Origin of the sequence: Streptomyces sp. NPDC002785 (genome assembly GCF_040295565.1) — a bacterium.
In the GTDB taxonomy this organism is placed as follows: domain Bacteria; phylum Actinomycetota; class Actinomycetes; order Streptomycetales; family Streptomycetaceae; genus Streptomyces.
In genome coordinates, this window is the sequence record NZ_JBEOVN010000076.1 from 1 (window position 1) to 15,652 (window position 15,652).

General features: G+C 69.3%; 13 protein-coding genes. 9 read left to right on the forward strand and 4 right to left on the reverse strand.

Going from position 1 to position 15,652, the window contains the following annotated elements:
• The 4 genes from ABTZ94_RS19225 to ABTZ94_RS19240 form a co-directional block, all read left to right on the forward strand.
• Positions 1 to 543 (forward strand): electron transfer flavoprotein subunit beta/FixA family protein (locus ABTZ94_RS19225; RefSeq protein WP_351202255.1); only part of this gene is annotated, 543 nt, incomplete at its 5' end.
• Positions 544 to 596: 53 nt separating this feature from the next.
• A complete protein-coding gene (locus ABTZ94_RS19230) occupies positions 597 to 1,559 on the forward strand; it encodes an electron transfer flavoprotein subunit alpha/FixB family protein (RefSeq protein WP_351202256.1) in 963 nt (320 codons plus the stop codon).
• Between the two features lie 173 nt (positions 1,560 to 1,732).
• Complete coding sequence (locus ABTZ94_RS19235; RefSeq protein ID WP_351202257.1) at positions 1,733 to 3,031, forward strand: DUF6986 family protein; 1,299 nt, start codon at positions 1,733 to 1,735, stop codon at positions 3,029 to 3,031.
• 145 nt (positions 3,032 to 3,176) lie between these two features.
• Positions 3,177 to 3,782 carry a zinc-binding dehydrogenase gene (locus ABTZ94_RS19240; protein WP_351202258.1) on the forward strand — a complete coding sequence of 202 codons (606 nt, stop codon included), beginning with the start codon at positions 3,177 to 3,179 and terminating at the stop codon, positions 3,780 to 3,782.
• 266 nt (positions 3,783 to 4,048) lie between these two features.
• Here the strand turns inward: ABTZ94_RS19240 and ABTZ94_RS19245 are convergent, their stop codons facing one another.
• Together ABTZ94_RS19245 and ABTZ94_RS19250 are read right to left on the reverse strand one after the other, a co-directional pair.
• On the reverse strand, positions 4,049 to 5,134 hold the full coding sequence (locus tag ABTZ94_RS19245) for a winged helix DNA-binding domain-containing protein (RefSeq protein WP_351202259.1): 1,086 nt from the start codon (positions 5,132 to 5,134) through the stop codon (positions 4,049 to 4,051).
• A 35-nt stretch (positions 5,135 to 5,169) separates the two neighbouring features.
• Positions 5,170 to 6,159, reverse strand: a complete 990-nt coding sequence (locus tag ABTZ94_RS19250) for a zinc-binding dehydrogenase (RefSeq protein ID WP_351202260.1) — start codon at positions 6,157 to 6,159, stop codon at positions 5,170 to 5,172.
• A gap of 96 nt (positions 6,160 to 6,255) precedes the next feature.
• Between ABTZ94_RS19250 and ABTZ94_RS19255 the strand changes: the two genes are divergently transcribed.
• A complete protein-coding gene (locus ABTZ94_RS19255; RefSeq protein ID WP_351202261.1) occupies positions 6,256 to 7,212 on the forward strand; it encodes a helix-turn-helix transcriptional regulator in 957 nt (318 codons plus the stop codon).
• 447 nt (positions 7,213 to 7,659) lie between these two features.
• On the opposite strand, the gene ABTZ94_RS19260 is transcribed toward ABTZ94_RS19255, so the two are convergent.
• Positions 7,660 to 8,688 (reverse strand): LacI family DNA-binding transcriptional regulator, encoded by a 1,029-nt coding sequence (locus ABTZ94_RS19260; protein WP_351202262.1) that lies wholly within the window; start codon positions 8,686 to 8,688, stop codon positions 7,660 to 7,662.
• A gap of 179 nt (positions 8,689 to 8,867) precedes the next feature.
• On the opposite strand from ABTZ94_RS19260, the gene ABTZ94_RS19265 reads away from it, so the two are divergent.
• Positions 8,868 to 9,818, forward strand: coding sequence for an ROK family protein (locus ABTZ94_RS19265; protein ID WP_351202263.1), 951 nt, complete (start codon positions 8,868 to 8,870; stop codon positions 9,816 to 9,818).
• Positions 9,819 to 10,006: 188 nt separating this feature from the next.
• Here the strand turns inward: ABTZ94_RS19265 and ABTZ94_RS19270 are convergent, their stop codons facing one another.
• Complete coding sequence (locus tag ABTZ94_RS19270) at positions 10,007 to 12,037, reverse strand: NPCBM/NEW2 domain-containing protein (protein WP_351202264.1); 2,031 nt, start codon at positions 12,035 to 12,037, stop codon at positions 10,007 to 10,009.
• A gap of 266 nt (positions 12,038 to 12,303) precedes the next feature.
• Here ABTZ94_RS19270 and ABTZ94_RS19275 point away from each other — a divergent pair, with 266 nt between their 5' ends.
• Genes ABTZ94_RS19275 through ABTZ94_RS19285 form a run of 3 tightly spaced genes read left to right on the forward strand, consistent with a single transcriptional unit; the run spans position 12,304 to position 15,474 of the window.
• Positions 12,304 to 13,593 (forward strand): ABC transporter substrate-binding protein, encoded by a 1,290-nt coding sequence (locus tag ABTZ94_RS19275; protein WP_351202277.1) that lies wholly within the window; start codon positions 12,304 to 12,306, stop codon positions 13,591 to 13,593.
• Positions 13,594 to 13,639: 46 nt separating this feature from the next.
• On the forward strand, positions 13,640 to 14,554 hold the full coding sequence (locus tag ABTZ94_RS19280) for a carbohydrate ABC transporter permease (protein WP_351202265.1): 915 nt from the start codon (positions 13,640 to 13,642) through the stop codon (positions 14,552 to 14,554).
• 8 nt (positions 14,555 to 14,562) lie between these two features.
• Positions 14,563 to 15,474, forward strand: a complete 912-nt coding sequence (locus ABTZ94_RS19285) for a carbohydrate ABC transporter permease (RefSeq protein WP_502967269.1) — start codon at positions 14,563 to 14,565, stop codon at positions 15,472 to 15,474.
• Positions 15,475 to 15,652 lie beyond the last annotated feature (178 nt).

The following is a 15,652-nucleotide window of genomic DNA, read 5'->3' on the forward strand; positions in this document are numbered from 1 at the left end:
GACAAGGCTGTTCACGTCGAGGACGACGATCTGCACGGCAGTGATGTGATGGGTACGTCGCTGGTGCTGGCGAAGGCGATCGAGAAGACCGGTTATGACCTGGTGATCTGCGGTATGGCGTCGACGGACGGTGTGATGGGTGTGCTGCCCGCGGTCCTGGCGGAGCGTCTGGGTGTCCCGCAGGTCACGCTGCTGTCCGAGGTCGGGGTCGCAGACGGCGCGGTGACGGGCCGCCGGGACGGTGACACGGCCTCGGAGCGGTTGGAGGCGTCGCTGCCGGCGGTGGTGTCGGTGACGGACCAGTCGGGTGAGGCGCGTTACCCGTCGTTCAAGGGGATCATGGCGGCGAAGAAGAAGCCGGTTCAGTCGCTGGACCTGGAGGGCCTGGAGCTCGATGCGGACGAGGTCGGTCTGGCGGGTGCCTGGACCGTGGTGGATTCCGCGGCGCAGCGTCCGGCCCGTACGGCGGGCACGATCGTCAAGGACGAGGGCGAGGGCGGCAGGCAGCTGGCCGAGTTCCTTGCGGGTCAGAAGTTCATCTGACTCTCTGCTTGTCCCCCGTAGTTTCTTCGCAACTCGCAGGAGATTGAAGTCCCATGGCTGAAGTTCTCGTCTATGTCGATCACGTGGACGGTTCTGTCCGCAAGCCCACCTTGGAGCTGTTGACGCTGGCCCGTCGTCTCGGTGAGCCGGTCGCTCTCGCGCTCGGCAGTGGTGCCGCCGGTACTGCTGGTGTGCTGGCCGAGCACGGTGCGGTGAGGATTCTGACCGTCGATGCGCCGGAGTTCGCGGACTACCTTGTCGTGCCGAAGGTCGACGCGCTGCAGGCCGCCCATGACGCGGTGTCCCCGGTCGCGGTGCTGGTCCCGTCCTCCGCGGAGGGCAAGGAGATCGCGGCCCGTCTCGCGGTCCGGATCGGGTCGGGCATCATCACCGACGCCGTCGATCTGGAGGCCGGTGAGCAGGGTCCGGTCGCCACGCAGTCCGCGTTCGCCGCGTCGTTCACCACCAAGTCCCGGGTCTCCAAGGGGACCCCCGTCATCACGGTCAAGCCGAACTCGGCTCCGGTCGAGGCCGCTCCGGCCGCGGGTGCGGTCGAGACCCTGGCGGTGTCGTTCTGTGCGCAGGCCACTGGCACGAAGGTGCTGTCCCGTACCCCGCGTGAGTCGACGGGCCGCCCCGAGCTGACCGAGGCCGCGATCGTTGTCTCCGGCGGCCGTGGCGTCAACGGTGCCGAGAACTTCGCGGTCATCGAGGCCCTCGCCGACTCCCTCGGTGCGGCCGTCGGCGCCTCGCGTGCCGCGGTCGACGCCGGCTGGTACCCGCACTCCAGCCAGGTCGGCCAGACCGGCAAGTCCGTCTCGCCCCAGCTGTACATCGCCTCCGGCATCTCCGGCGCGATCCAGCACCGGGCGGGCATGCAGACGTCCAAGACGATCGTCGCGATCAATAAGGACGCCGAGGCCCCGATCTTCGACCTCGTCGACTACGGCATCGTCGGCGACCTCTTCCAGGTCGTCCCCCAGCTCACCGAGGAGGTCAAGTCCCGCAAGGGCTGACCTGCCGGGGCAATGCCCCTTCCCAGCGGTCCGGGGCCGCGCGGTGTGCACCCACCACGCGGCCTCGGACCGTTTCTGATCACCATTGACGCAGGTCCGGTGGCCTTATAACTTCACTATACGGATCACTGATTCCGGGAAGCGAAAAAAGTGGCGCTGTGGAGGGTGTGGACATGGGGCAGCAGGAGAAGGTGACAACGAGCCTCGCCGCTGCGGTCGGCGAGGAGATCAGCGCCTCCCTCACCGCGGTGGACGCCGAGCTCGCCCGCCGCTACCCGGGAGACCCCGGTACCCGCCAGCCCGTCCACACGGTCTACGTCCACGGCGACACCTTCACCACCGGCACCATCCGCTCCTGGGGCGACCAGGCACTCCGCGCCCTCGACGAGCACGCCCCCGACGCGGCCTCGTTCGCCGCCGTACTCGGCATCCCGGACGAACTTGCCGCACCCGTCCATGACCGAGTACGCGCCAAGCTGGAGCGCGAGCCCGTCGAAGACCTGCGCATCGACTTCGAGGACGGCTACGGCCCCCGCCCCGACGCCGAGGAGGACGAGACTGCCGCCCGCGCCGCCCGGCTCGTCTCGGAGGCGTACGGGAACGGCACGGCGGCACCGTACATGGGCATCCGGATGAAGTGCATGGAGGCTGCCGTACGCGACCGGGGCATCCGCACCACGGACATCTTCCTCACCGGCCTGATGCAGGCGGGCGGGCTTCCCGAGGGCCTGGTGCTCACCCTTCCCAAGGTGACGTACCCCGAACAGGTCACCGCCTTCGTCCGGCTCCTCGACGCCTTCGAGCAGGCCCACGGTCTGGCCTCGGGCCGGCTCGGCTTCGAGATCCAGATCGAGACCAGCCAGTCCATCCTCGCCGCCGACGGCACCGCCGCAGTGGCCCGCATGATCGACGCCGCCGGGGGCCGCGCGACCGGCCTGCACTACGGCACCTTCGACTACAGCGCCTGCGTCGGCGTCAGCCCCGCGTACCAGGCCAGTGACCACCCGGCCGCCGACCACGCCAAGGCCGTCATGCAGGTCGCCGCCGCAGGCACCGGCGTACGGGTCTGCGACGGCTCCACCAACGTCCTCCCGGTCGGGCCCACCCACCAGGTCCACGAGGCGTGGCGGCTCCACTACGGGCTCACCCGCCGCGCCCTGGCCCGCGCCTACTACCAGGGCTGGGACATGCACCCGGGCCACCTGCCGACCCGCTACGCGGCCGTCTACACCTTCTACCGCGAGGGCCTGGAGCAGGCCGCGGCCCGCCTCGCCGCGTACGTGGCCGAGGCCGGCGGCGATGTCATGGACGAACCCGCCACCGCCAAGGCGCTCAGCGGGTACCTCCTGCGCGGCATCGACTGCGGCGCCCTGGACACCGCCGAGGTCGCCCGCCTGACCGGGCTGACGCGCGCGGAGCTGGCCGCGTTCGCGTCGTCGGGGCGGGGCAGGCTCACGGTGGGACAGGTGTGACCTCCCTCCCAGCCCAACAACGGTCTGGACGCGGCGGGTGAGGCCACCAGCACGGGCCCCGTGCTGCTTTCGGCCGATCACGTGCTGGCCGGCCGCAATCGCGTACTCCTGCGTGGTGTGGCCGGTTCCGGTGGCGCCTTCTACCGTGCTGGTCGCGGCGCCGGCCGCTGTCCCTCTCGCGAACGCTGCTGCCCTTCCCCTGGCCGGTCTGACAGCTTGGCAGGCGGTGTTCGAACACGGGCAGGTGGCCGCTGGCCAGCGGGTGCTGGTCAACGGTGCGGGCGGAGGCGTCGGCGGGTTCGTGACGCAGCTCGCCAAGTACGCCGGAGCCGAGGTGATCGCCACGGCCGGTGCTCGAAGCACCGAGGCGGTCCGGCGGCAGGGGGCGGACCACGTGGTCGACTACACCGCCATGCCCGTGGGTGCCGCGCTCGACGGCCCCGTGGACACTCTGCTCAATCTGGTCCCGCTGAGCTCGCCAGACGCTGCAGCTCTGGCGCCTCTGGTGCGGCCGGGCGGGCGGATCGTCTCGATCGCGACCCCGGTCGAGCCAGCCGTCGACGCAGGTGTGACGGCGATGCACATGGTCGCCCGCAACGATGTGGCGCATCTGGCGGCGCTGGTGGAACTCGTCGATGCGGGCGTGGTCACAATCGACATCAGCGAGTCACGCCAGCTTGCCGCCCTCGCAGACGTGCACCGTCTCAGTGAGGCCGGCCGAACCCGAGGAAAGGTCATCATCATTCCCTGAGCCCCGGGCCGCCGGACCTCGCCCATGACTCCTGGATGCTCTCCCGGTGGGCATGTTCCCGTGTACCTGGCTGAGCACTTCGGAGAGTACGCCGACACCGGGGGCAGCGCTGTGTCACGTTGCCCACGTCGGCCGCATGACCGCCAACGTGGTGTTGGGTTGCGCCTTCGGCGCGACTGCGATGACGCAGCAGCTCGCGCTCTGACCACCAATCAGGCGCTCGCCTCGCCTGGCCTCGTTCCAGCGGTAGATGCCGGGGTGGAATCTCAAGACGACCGGGTCGCGACCGGGTCGCTGCAGGACACCATCCCGCCTCCCACGAACGGCAGCAGCCGGTCAGCCTCCTGTTCCAGGGCCGCCCGATCGGTTGAGCGGAGCGGCCGGAACGGGGTGAGCCGCAGCGTCCCGGAGGCGAGGGACCAAGTTCCGTGCACCCGGCCGTCCACCAGGAAGGTGGGCCGTACCTGTGCCTGGCCGGGCATCACCCGCTTTCGGTCCTCGTCGCTGATGACGCGGGTCCGGTCGGCGTGGCCGAGCAGGGCGTTGTCGAAGGCGGGCAGCAGCCGCACCGGGGCGGGGGTCTCGGGGTCGGGAAGCTCCGCGTCGGCCAAATCGATCAGTTCCCTGCCATCAGGGCCCGAGTAGCAGCGCAGTTCGGCGCGCATCTCCGCGACGACCTCGGTCAGGCGGGTCAGCCCGCACCAGGCCTGGACGTCCTTCACCCCGGCCGGGCCGAAGGCCACCAGATAGCGGCGGATCAGCTCCTTGGCCGAATCCTTGGCGATCGCCGTCGTGGCCACCGTCGCCATCGGCCGCCCCAGCCAGGCCTCGGCGGGCGTGACCGAGACCGCCGACCGGTTGCCCCAGGAGCCCCATGCGCCAGTGACCGCGCCATGGACGAGGGGAGTGCGCAGCTCAACCTCCCCGGCCAGGATCCGCCCGTCGCGTCCCGGGTGGCGTTCGGCCAGCCGCCGGGCCAGCTCCTTGCGCGGCAGTGTCCCGCCCGCGAGCAGGTCGAGTCCGGTGGCGACCAGGGACGTCGCGTCCAAGCCGGTGCTGTTCCGGGCGAAATGGGGCGAGCCGGCTGTGCGGTCGAGCACGGGCTGCAGCAACGGCCGCAGCCGACGGAAGTCGTCAGCTGCGGCGAGGTGCTGGGTGCTGCGGAGCAGACCGGAGCGGACCACCTGCCGGTCCTCCAGCAGTGCGGCGAGCTCGGACTGCGTGAAGCCGTGGATCCTGCTCCACAGCCCGACATAGGCCCAGTTGGGCTCCTGTGCCTGCAGTGCGACCAGTCGCCCGATCGCCTCCAGTGGAGTGTGATCGGTGCGCGCCAGCAGGAACTGACGGTCCATCAGTGCACGATTCAGGGCCCGCAGGGAGAGGGTGGTCACGACAGTCGCACCGAGACATTTCCCTGGTAGAACCCCTGCAGCAGCGACAGGAACGCCTGCGGCACATCCTCGATCCCACCCTCGACGACCGTCTGCGGGTAGACGAACCGGCCCTCGCCCAGCCAGGTGCTGAAGTGTTCCCGCCAGGCGGCGATCTGATCCGGCGTGTGGTAGCAGGAGAACGGCAGCAGCTCGATGCCCTTGGCCTCGGCCGCCACGCGGTCGGGCTGTGGAAAGCGTTGCACCGCGTCGCCGAGCTGGCTGGACAGCGAACCACACAGTGCGAAGCGCGCGCCGGGCCTGGCCGTCTGGAGCGCCGCTTGGTACTGCTCGCCGCCCACGACGTCGAAGAACACCGAGATGCCTTCGGGTGCGAGCTCCCGCAGCCGGTCGGTCGCGGAGCCGTCGTGGTAGTCGAAGGCGGCGTCGTAACCGAGTTCGTTCACCAGGTAGTCGACCTTCGCCGGGCTGCCGGCGCTGCCGATCACCCGTGCCGCGCCGCGGCACTTGGCGATCTGCCCGGCCAGCGAGCCGACCCCGCCCGCCGCGCCGGAGACGAACACCACGTCTCCCTTGCCGACGGCCGCCACATCGGCCATCCCGTAGTAGGCGGTCGGCCCCTGGCCGAGGTAGTAGCCGGGGTCGGCGAAGAGCTCACGGTCGAGCTTGACGTATCCGGCGGCCGGACCGGCGGAGTATTCGCTCCAGCCAGTCATCGACTGGACCAGGTCGCCGACCGCGAGCTCGGGGCTGTCGGACCGGACGATGGTGCCGATGGCGGCGACCCCCACCCGCTGGCCCGGCTGCCAGGCCGGCACCGGGATGGTGCAGTCGGCCCGCATCAGCTCCAGGTAGGTCGCGGCAAGGCCCACCTGGTCAGTCCGCACCAGGACCTCGCCGTCCACCTCGGTCTTGGCGACGGTGAAGTGGTCGAGCGTCGGGACGCCGGTGATCTGGGCGGCCAGCTGGATCTCACGGGTGATCATGTCTTGGTCCTCACGTCGGTCCGGTACGGCCTTCGAGATCGACTCTAGGGAGCCTTCCGGCCACTTTCTGACCGGAAGCCGAGGGAGGATGTCGGCATGGCGAACACCAGCTCACGGACCCTCAGACTGCTCTCACTGCTGCAGACCCACCGCCACTGGCCCGGCATGGAACTGGCCGACCGGCTCGGGGTGTCCGAGCGGAGCCTGCGCCGCGACGTCGACCGGCTGCGCGAGCTCGGCTACCCGGTCAGCGCGGCCCGGGGTACGGACGGCGGCTACCAGCTCGCACCCGGCGCTGTCCTGCCACCGCTGCTGCTGGACGACGAGGAGGCGGTGGCCCTCGCGGTCGGCATCGGAGACGCGGCACAGAGCGGGATCGCGGGGATGGAGGAGGCGTCCCTGCGCGCACTCACCAAGGTGGTGCGAGTCCTGCCGCCCCGGCTGCGGGCCAGGGTGGACGCCCTGCGGGCGATGACCCTCTCCGCAGCCACATCCGGGCCGGTGGTCGGGGCGGGGGTGCTCACCGCCGTTGCCCAGGCCTGCCGGGACGAGGAGCGGCTGCGGTTCAGCTACACGGCCAGGGGCTCCACGCCCACCGAGCGCGAGGTTGAGCCGCACCGCGTGGTCGCCCTCGGCGGGCGCTGGTACCTGGTCGCCTACGACCTGGCGCGGCACGACTGGCGCAGTTTCCGCCTCGACAGGCTGACCGGGCCGACGGCGACCGGCGCGCGCTTTCGGCCGCGCCCGCTCCCAGCGGAGGACGCCGTGGCGTTCGTCCAGGCCGCGAACGGTGCCCCGGCGCCGTACACGGTCGAGGCCCTCGTCCACGCTCCGTCCGCACGGGTGCGGCAACTGGTCGGCCAGTGGGGCACGATCGAACCGCTCGACCAGGACAGCTGCCGGCTCACCATGACCTCGACCTCCCTCGACTGGCCGACCCAGGCCTTGGGCAACCTGGGCGCCGAGTTCGAGATCCTGGGGCCGCCGGAGTTCGCCGCGCACGTCCAGGAGTGGGGCGACCGCTTCATCCGAGCCACCCGCGCACCCTGGTGACCTTCCTCGCCGTAGCAGTGTGACGGTGGCGCGGCGTTCGTAACAGCGGGCGAAGCAGTGGAAGGCGTTCTGCCAGGCGTAGGCGGGCTTGAAGATCGCTCCCACAGCGGTTCGGTCAGCCATGACGTACGGACGGGCACAGGTCTCCCCGGCGATCACAGAGCGTCGCAACACCGTGGTCGCCAAGACCTGTGGCTGTCTCGCTTGCCGGGGAAGCCCCCTGCCTATTCGTGCGAGTTCTTAGGCAGGCTGGCCACGAACCCGCCCATGTGCGGATTGATCTGCGCGCTGCATCAGGACCGCCGCGGCTACCTCCCTGAGGGGAGCAAGGAGATCTACGACGATCCGGGTACCGGAGGGGACAGTCGCCGTAGGCACGGACAGGCTGCCCCCGTCGATGGATGCCGTCCGCGAACGGCTCGGCGGCGCCTGAGCGCCCCGGCCCGCTCAGGCGGGCGGCAGTTCGCCCGAGCCGCGCTGGATGAGTTTCGTGGGGAGTTCCACGCGGGCCGGGGCGTGGTCCGCGCCGTCCAGGCGGCGGAAGAGGTGCTCGGCGGCAGTGCGGCCGACGGCGGCGGCGTCCTGGGAGACGACGGTGATGCCGAGCAGGTCGGCCAGTTCGATGTCGTCGAAGCCGACCAGGGCGACGCGGCGTTCCTGCTCCGCGAGGACACGTACCGCCGTCACCGTCACCCGGTTGTTGCCCGCGAACAGCGCGGTGACGGGCTCGGGACCGGAGAGCATCTGCTCGGCGGCGGCCCGGACCCGCTCGGGGTCGGTCGAGCCGAGGGAGACCCATGAGTCCTCGACCGCTGTCCCGGCCTCCGCCATGGCCGCGTGGTAGCCGCGCAGTCGCTCGGTGGCGGTATGGATGCGCGGCTGGTCGCCGATGAAGCCGATCCGGCGATGGCCGTGCGCGATCAGATGCGCGACGCCGTCGCGGGCGCCGCCGAAGCTGTCGGAGAGGACCATGTCGGCGTCGATGCGGCCGGCCGGGCGGTCCACGAAGACGGTGGCGATGCCGGCCTTCATCTCCGGCTCCAGATAGCGATGGTCGTCGCCGGCCGGAATCACGATGAGCCCGTCCACCCGGCGCGCACACAGGGCGAGTACGAGCTCCTGCTCGCGCTCCGGGTCCTCGGCGCTCGACCCGTTGATGAGCAGGGCGCCGTGCGCCCGGGCGACCTCCTCCACCGCGCGGCTCAGAGGTCCGTAGAACGGGTCGGCGAGATCCTCCAGGACCAGGCCGATGGAAGCGGTGCGGCCCTTGCGCAGGACGCGCGCGCTGTCGTTGCGGCGGAAGCCGAGCGCCTCGATGGCCTCCTGGACCCGGCGTTCGGTGTCGGGCGTGACCCCCGGCTCGCTGTTGACCACACGGGAGACCGTCTTGAGGCCCACTCCGGCGCGGGCGGCCACATCCTTCATGGTCGGCCGGTTGCCGTAACGGGTCTCGGAGTGACGGGCGGTCTCGGCCACGGTGCGCTGTCCTGTCGTCGGGTGCGGGCGGTCCGGCGGGCCCGCGAGCGGTGCCGCGGAGGGCCGGAGGCTGTGCCGTCGAGCATAGGCCCTGGACAACGTTGTCAGCTGACTGGAGACTGGGCAGGACTGTTCACCGAGGCCGCAGGTCCTCGCCCCCTACTCACGGAGCCACACCGATGCATACCGACCTCGTTGCCGCGCTGGACATCGGCGGCACCAAGATCGCCGCCGCGCTGGTGGACGACAGCGGCGCGCTCCTCGTACGGGCGCAGCGGCCGACGCCCGCCCGGGAGAGTGCCGAGACGGTGATGGGGGCCGTGACGGAGGTTCTGGCCGAGCTGTCGGGATCGCCGCTGTGGGAGCGGGCGACGGCCGTCGGCATCGGCAGCGCGGGCCCGGTGGACGCCTCGGCCGGTACGGTCAGCCCCGTCAATGTCCCCGGCTGGCGCGACTTCCCATTGGTGGAACGGGTCGGCGAGGCGGTCGGCGGACTGCCTGTCGAACTGGTGGGCGACGGCGTCGCCATGACGGCGGCCGAGCACTGGCTGGGCGCGGCTCGCGGCTACGACAACGCGTTGTGCATGGTCGTGTCGACCGGTGTCGGCGGCGGACTCGTCCTCGGCGGAAAACTGCACCCCGGCCCCACGGGCAACGCCGGGCACATCGGCCACGTCAGCGTGGATCTGGACGGTGACCCGTGCCCGTGCGGTTCGCGCGGTTGCGTCGAGCGCATCGCCAGCGGACCGAACATCGCCCGCCGGGCGCTGGAGGCCGGCTGGCAGCCCGGACCGAACGGCGATGCATCGGCCGCCGCCGTGGCCGCCGCCGCGCGCGCCGGGGACCCGGTCGCCGTCGCCTCGTTCGAGCGCGCCGCTCAGGCACTGGCCGCCGGAATCGCCGCCACCGCCACACTCGTCGAGATCGACATCGCGGTGATCGGCGGGGGAGTGGCCGGAGCGGGCGACATCCTCTTCGCTCCGCTGCGCCGCGCTCTGCGTCGGTACGCCACGCTCTCCTTCGTCCAGCAGCTCACGGTGGCCCCGGCAGTGATGGGCACCGACGCGGGGCTGGTGGGCGCGGCGGCCGCGGCGGTGCGGGTGGGCTCGGGCGGGGTAGTGGCCGATTAGGGCGTGTCTCGAGAGTCCCGTCCGGCCGGGGGCGCCCTGCGGGCGGACGACGCGACTTCCGAAACACGCCCGGGGCCTGCTGTCCGGCGGGGTGGGAAGCGCCGGACGGGCAGGACGGCTGTCCTGGGGCCCGTCCGGCGATCCGAGGCGCGACGTGGCCGCGACCGCGATTCCCGCCGGCTCTCCCGTCAGCAGGTGATCCGCAGGTCCGCCCAGTCCGCGTGGTCGGAGTCGACACCGTCCCCGCCGTCGGTGACCACCAGACGTACCACCTGCGCACCGCTCACATCCGCGGAGAGCGGCTGCGCGGGCATCGCATGGGTCAGTACGCCGGTCGACGCCACCTTCGTACCGTCGGCCCAGACCTCGAAGGCGACCGTTCCCCTGATGATCGACTCGTCGTCGACCCCGACCTGCGCGGTCACGGCGCTGCATGCCTCGCCGGTGTAGAACGCGACGGCGCTGTCGGCATGCACACCGAGCCCCTTGGCGAAGACCGCGCCGCCGATGGTGAGCGGATTCCCGTCACCCGCTCTGCTCTCGCCGTTGCTGGTGTCCTTCTCGACCGGGCCCCAGCCGTTGGCGGCGGAGAGCTGGGGCAGATCGTTCAGGTAACTGCCGCCGGCAGGCGGCGCGACCACCACATGCGCCTGGAACGGGACCTCGGACCTCACCCGCGTCCCGGCCGGTGAGCGGTACTCGGCGGTGAGCGTCAGATCGTACGTACCGGTGGCCGTGCCCGCAGGGGCCGTCACCTGCCAGCGGGTGGTCAGGGCCCGGCCGGTCGGCAGGTACGGTGATCCGGTCGGCGATGCCGCCTTCACCTGCCAGCCCGAGGGACCGGTGAGCGCCGCGGAGACCTTCGTGGCGGAGGTACGGCCGAGGTCGGTCACCGTCGTTGTCAGCGCGGCCGTGCGCCCGGCCTCGACCAACGGGCTTCCGTTCAGACCGAGTTCCACGGCAGGCGGATGCGCGGCCCACTTGGGGTCGGCCGCGATGCGCAGCAGTACGGTCCCGTGCGCCGGGACGGTCGCCGAGACGCGGCCCGCCGTGTTGTACGTCGTGTGCTCCCACAGGTCACGCATCGTGTACGCGGTGGCCTTCGGCAGCCCCGCCGCCTCGGCCGTCGTCGAGATGCGCTGTGCGCTGCCTGTCTCGTTGAAGAGGGCCACGACGCGGCTGCCGTCCTGCATCTCCTTGGCGACGACCCAGCGCCCGCCGGTGGAGGAGAGCACGACGCCCTGCTTGCCCAGGGTGTCCTGATCGACCGCGATGACCTCGCGGTTGGAGAGGATCTCGAAGGTCTCCGGGCCGGCCTTGCGCAGATCGGAACCGATGAGCAGCGGCGCCGCCATCACGGACCACATGGAGAAGTGGGTGCGGTATTCCGTGTCCGTCATGCCGCCGTTTCCTACCTCCAGCATGTCGGGGTCGTTCCAGCGCCCCGGTCCCGCTGCGGCGGCAAGGGGCAGATTCTGCTTCATGATCGACAGCATGCTGCCCCAGCTGTCGTTGATGTCGCCGGTCGTGCGCCAGAGGTTGCCGACATCGCCGGCCCACTCCCAGGGCTTGTTCTCGCCCCATTCGCAGATGCTGTAGACGATGGGACGGCCGGTCGCCGCCAACGCGTCCCGCATGGTCGTATACCGCCGTTTCGCATCGAGGCCCAGGTTGTTGCAGTTGTCGTACTTGAGGTAGTCGATGCCCCAGTCCGCGAACTGCTGCGCATCGCTGTACTCATGGCCGAGCGCACCCGGAAACCCCACGTTGTCGCAGGTCTTGATGCCGGCGCTGGTGTAGATGCCGATTTTCAGACCCTTGGAGTGGACATAGTCCGCGACGGCCTTGATGCCGTTCGGGAAGCGCTGCGGATCGGCCTCCAGCTTTCCATCCGCATTGCGCAGCGGCTTCGCCCAGCAGTCGTCGAGATTGACGTACTGATAGCCCGCATCCTTGAGGCCCTTCTCGACAAAGATGTCGGCGATTCCCTTGACCATCGACTCGTTGAACTCGGCACGACAGTGGGTCGAGTTCCAATTGTTGAACCCCATCGGAGGGGTGAGCGCAAGGCCGTTGCCGGCCTGCGGGGCGGGCGCAGGAGCGGATGAGTCCGCGACGGCCGGAACGGTTGCGCCCGCAGCGCAGAGCAGCCCGGCCAGCAGCGCTCCGATGACTCTGCGATGGCTGGTTCGGGTTGTACGGGTTGGAAGATGACGCATCGTTACGTTCCTCCATACTCGTGTCGGATCAGTGACGGCATGTGCACGCCATGGCGTGCGATTACGTTAGAGCGTGTTGAAGTCTGTTGGAAGGGGAGCGGCATCGGTTGTCCGACATCTCGTCAAAACCCTTGACCGACACCGTCACTTGGGGGTGAGATCCAATCGCACGTTTGGTTGTGTTGGGTTGCATCCCGGAGGAGTTGGGCATGACGCAGTCTGATGACGACAGGTCAGGTGTGCCGGGCAGCGTCGCAGGACATCGGATGTCCCGGCGAAGTCTGTTACGTGGTGCGGCAGTCGGTGCGGGAGCCGTGACACTGCCCTCGCTGCTCGCCGCCTGCGGGAGCGGCCCCGGCGGTGACGGCAAGACGATCACCATGGGTTCGAATTCCTCCGACCCCATTCCGAAGAAGGCCTTCGCCGAGGCTTTCGCGGCGTACGAGGAGCAGTCCGGCGGGCGGAAGGTGAAGGTCAACACCGTCGACCACAACACCTTTCAGGAGAACATCAACCGGTATCTGCAGGGTAAGCCGGACGATGTCTTCATGTGGTTCGCCGGCTACCGGATGCAGTTCTTCGCCGAGAAGGGCCTGCTGTACGACATCAGTGACAACTGGCAGGACTACAAAGGCTTCTCGGCCGCGCTGAAAGCCCAGTCCACCGGCGCGGACGGCAAGCAGTACCTCACGCCGTACTACTACTATCCGTGGGCCGTCTTCCATCGTAAGAGCCTGTTCGACGAGCGCGGCTATCAGGCACCGAAGACACTCGACGAGTACGTGGCGCTCGCCAAGCAGATGCAGAAGGACAAGCTGGACCCCATCGCCTTCTGCGACAAGGACGGCTGGCCCGCCATGGGCACCTTCGACTACATCAACATGCGGACCAACGGCTATGAGTTCCACAAGAGCCTGATGGCCGGTGAAGTCGCCTGGACCGACAAGCGGGTCAAGGAGGTCTTCGACACCTGGCGCAAGCTGCTCCCATACTGCCAGCAGGGCGCCAACGGCCGTACTTGGCAGGAGGCCGCCACCAGCCTCCAGAAGAAGGAGGCCGGCATGGCCGTGTTCGGCCTGCCGCACCCCGGGGCACAGTTCCCCAAGGGCGAACAGGGCGACATCGACTTCTTCCCCTTCCCCGTCATCAACCCGGAGCACGGGCAGGACGCGGTCGAGGCACCCATCGACGGGTTCCTGCTGGCGAAGAAGTCGAAGAACCTCAAGAACGAGAAGACCCTGGAGAGCGCCAAGGATCTGCTCAAGTGGCTGGCCACGGGGAAGGCCGAGGACATCTACCTGAAGAGCGACCCGAACAACATCGCGGTCAGCGACCAGGCGAACATCTCCGCGTACTCACCGCTCCAGAAGAAGGCCGTGGAACTGGTCTCCGGGGCGAAGCAGATCTCCCAGTTCCTGGACCGCGACACCCGGCCGGACTTCTCCTCCACGGTGATGATCCCGGCGATCCAGAGATTCATCAGCAATCCGAACGACGTGGACGGCCTGGTCAACGACATCGAACGGCAGAAGAAGACCATCTTCGCCGCCGACTGACCCCGGACGACCCCGATGGAATCCGACTGAACCTGGAGTACCGACCGTGTCGTTCATCTCGGCGCGGCGCACCGGACGGCGGGTCTCGCGGCGGTTCACCGGCCGCGACCTCGCCGTACTCGGTGTGCTGCTCGGCATACCCGTCCTGCTCGACATCGCCATCGTGTGGGGACCGACCCTCGCCTCCGTCGTGCTCTCCTTCACCAGCTGGGACGGCATCGGTGACATCAAGTGGGTCGGTACGCAGAACTACGCGAACCTCTTCAACAACTACCCTCAGTTCTGGCCCGCCGCCCGGCACAATCTGCTCTGGCTCGCCTTCCTGGGCCTGGTCGCCGCACCATTCGGGCTGCTGCTGGCCGTACTCATCGACAGGGGCGTGCGCTTCAGCCGCTTCTACCAGTCGACGCTGTACATGCCCGTCGTGCTGTCGCTCGCCGTGGTCGGTTTCATGGCCCAGCTGATCTTCTCCCGCGACCAGGGAGCCCTCAACGCGGTCATCGGGGACACGAAGTCGCCGACCGACTGGCTCGGCGATCCGAACCTCAACATCTGGGTGGTCCTGCTGGCCGCGGCCTGGCGGCACACCGGCTACGTGATGATCCTCTACCTCGCCGGGCTCAAGGCCGTCGACCCCTCGCTGAAGGAGGCCGCGGCGATCGACGGGGCGGGCGAGGCCCAGACTTTCTTCCGCATCGTCTTCCCCACGCTGCGGCCGGTCAATGTCATCGTCGGCGTCATCACCGTCATCGAGTCCCTGCGCGCCTTCGACATCGTGTACGCCGTCAACCACGGCCGCAACGGACTCGAACTCCTCTCGGTGCTCGTCACCGACAACATCATCGGTGAGGCCAGCCGTATCGGATTCGGCTCCGCCATCGCCGTCGTCCTGCTGGCCGTCTCCCTGGGATTCGTCGTGACGTACCTGGTCCAGGAGCTCCGAGGGGAGAAGAACCGTTGACCGTCCACATCGCCTCCGCACGTCCCACCACACCACCGGCGCCACCGGCCCCCACCGCCCGGCGCCGGATCCGCCCCGGCAGGATCGGCGTCCACGCCTTCCTGATGGCGGTCTCCCTCGCCTTCCTCGCCCCGCTGCTGCTCGCGGTCTACGCCTCGCTGCGGCCGTACGACGAGACCTCGGAACACGGCTACTTCTCGCTGCCGCGCCACCTCTCCCTGGACTACTACCGCCAGGCGTTCTCCGACTCCGGCATGACGAAGTACTTCGTCAACACCGTGATCATCGCGGTCCCGGGCGTACTCGTCACCCTCTTCCTCGCCTCCTTCGTGGCCTTCGCGCTGGCCCGGCTGAAGATGCGTGGCGGGCTCGTCCTGCTGATGCTCTTCACGGCCGGGAACCTGCTGCCGCAGCAGGTGATCGTCACACCCCTGTACGTCGTCTTCAACCGCATCCCGCTGCCCTACTGGATGTCCGACTCGATGACGATGTTCGACTCGTACTGGGCCGTCATCACCGTGCAGATCGGCTTCCAGCTCGGCTTCTGTGTCTTCGTCCTGGCCAACTTCATGCGCACCCTGCCGCAGGAGATCCTGGAGGCCGCGATCGTCGACGGCGCGGGCGTCTGGACCCAGTACTGGCGGATCACCCTGCCCCTGTGCCGCCCGGCCCTGGCCGCGCTCGGCACGCTCCAGTTCACCTGGATGTACAACGACTTCCTGTGGGCACTGGTCTTCATCTCCGACGGCGACAAGCTCCCCATCACCTCGGCGCTGAACAATCTCAGGGGCCAGTTCTTCACGGACTACAACCTGCTCGCCGCAGGCTCGGTGATCGTCGCTCTGCCGACGCTCGTGGTCTTCCTGCTGCTCCAGCGCCACTTCATCGCGGGCCTCACCCTGGGCTCCAGCAAGGGGTAGCCCGGGTCCCAGCGGCGCCGGTCCGTCGACTGCTGCGGTACGACCACCAGGAACGACGGCCGGACTCGTACGGTGCGACGCCGTCCACGGGCATCCGACGGTTCTTTCGGGTAACAGCATCGCCACAGCGGGGTTTTCGCGGCAGGGTGTTGCGGGCAAGCCACAGGGGGCTACGGAA

Bases quoted from the DNA above. Each gene is read 5' to 3' on its own strand.
- ABTZ94_RS19230 (WP_351202256.1), top strand. From the start codon at position 597: ATGGCTGAAGTTCTCGTCTATGTCGATCACGTGGACGGTTCTGTCCGC.
- ABTZ94_RS19235 (WP_351202257.1), top strand. From the start codon at position 1,733: ATGGGGCAGCAGGAGAAGGTGACAACGAGCCTCGCCGCTGCGGTCGGC.
- ABTZ94_RS19245 (WP_351202259.1), bottom strand. From the start codon at position 5,134: ATGGACCGTCAGTTCCTGCTGGCGCGCACCGATCACACTCCACTGGAG.
- ABTZ94_RS19250 (WP_351202260.1), bottom strand. From the start codon at position 6,159: ATGATCACCCGTGAGATCCAGCTGGCCGCCCAGATCACCGGCGTCCCG.
- ABTZ94_RS19255 (WP_351202261.1), top strand. From the start codon at position 6,256: ATGGCGAACACCAGCTCACGGACCCTCAGACTGCTCTCACTGCTGCAG.
- ABTZ94_RS19265 (WP_351202263.1), top strand. From the start codon at position 8,868: ATGCATACCGACCTCGTTGCCGCGCTGGACATCGGCGGCACCAAGATC.
- ABTZ94_RS19270 (WP_351202264.1), bottom strand. From the start codon at position 12,037: ATGCGTCATCTTCCAACCCGTACAACCCGAACCAGCCATCGCAGAGTC.
- ABTZ94_RS19275 (WP_351202277.1), top strand. From the start codon at position 12,304: ATGTCCCGGCGAAGTCTGTTACGTGGTGCGGCAGTCGGTGCGGGAGCC.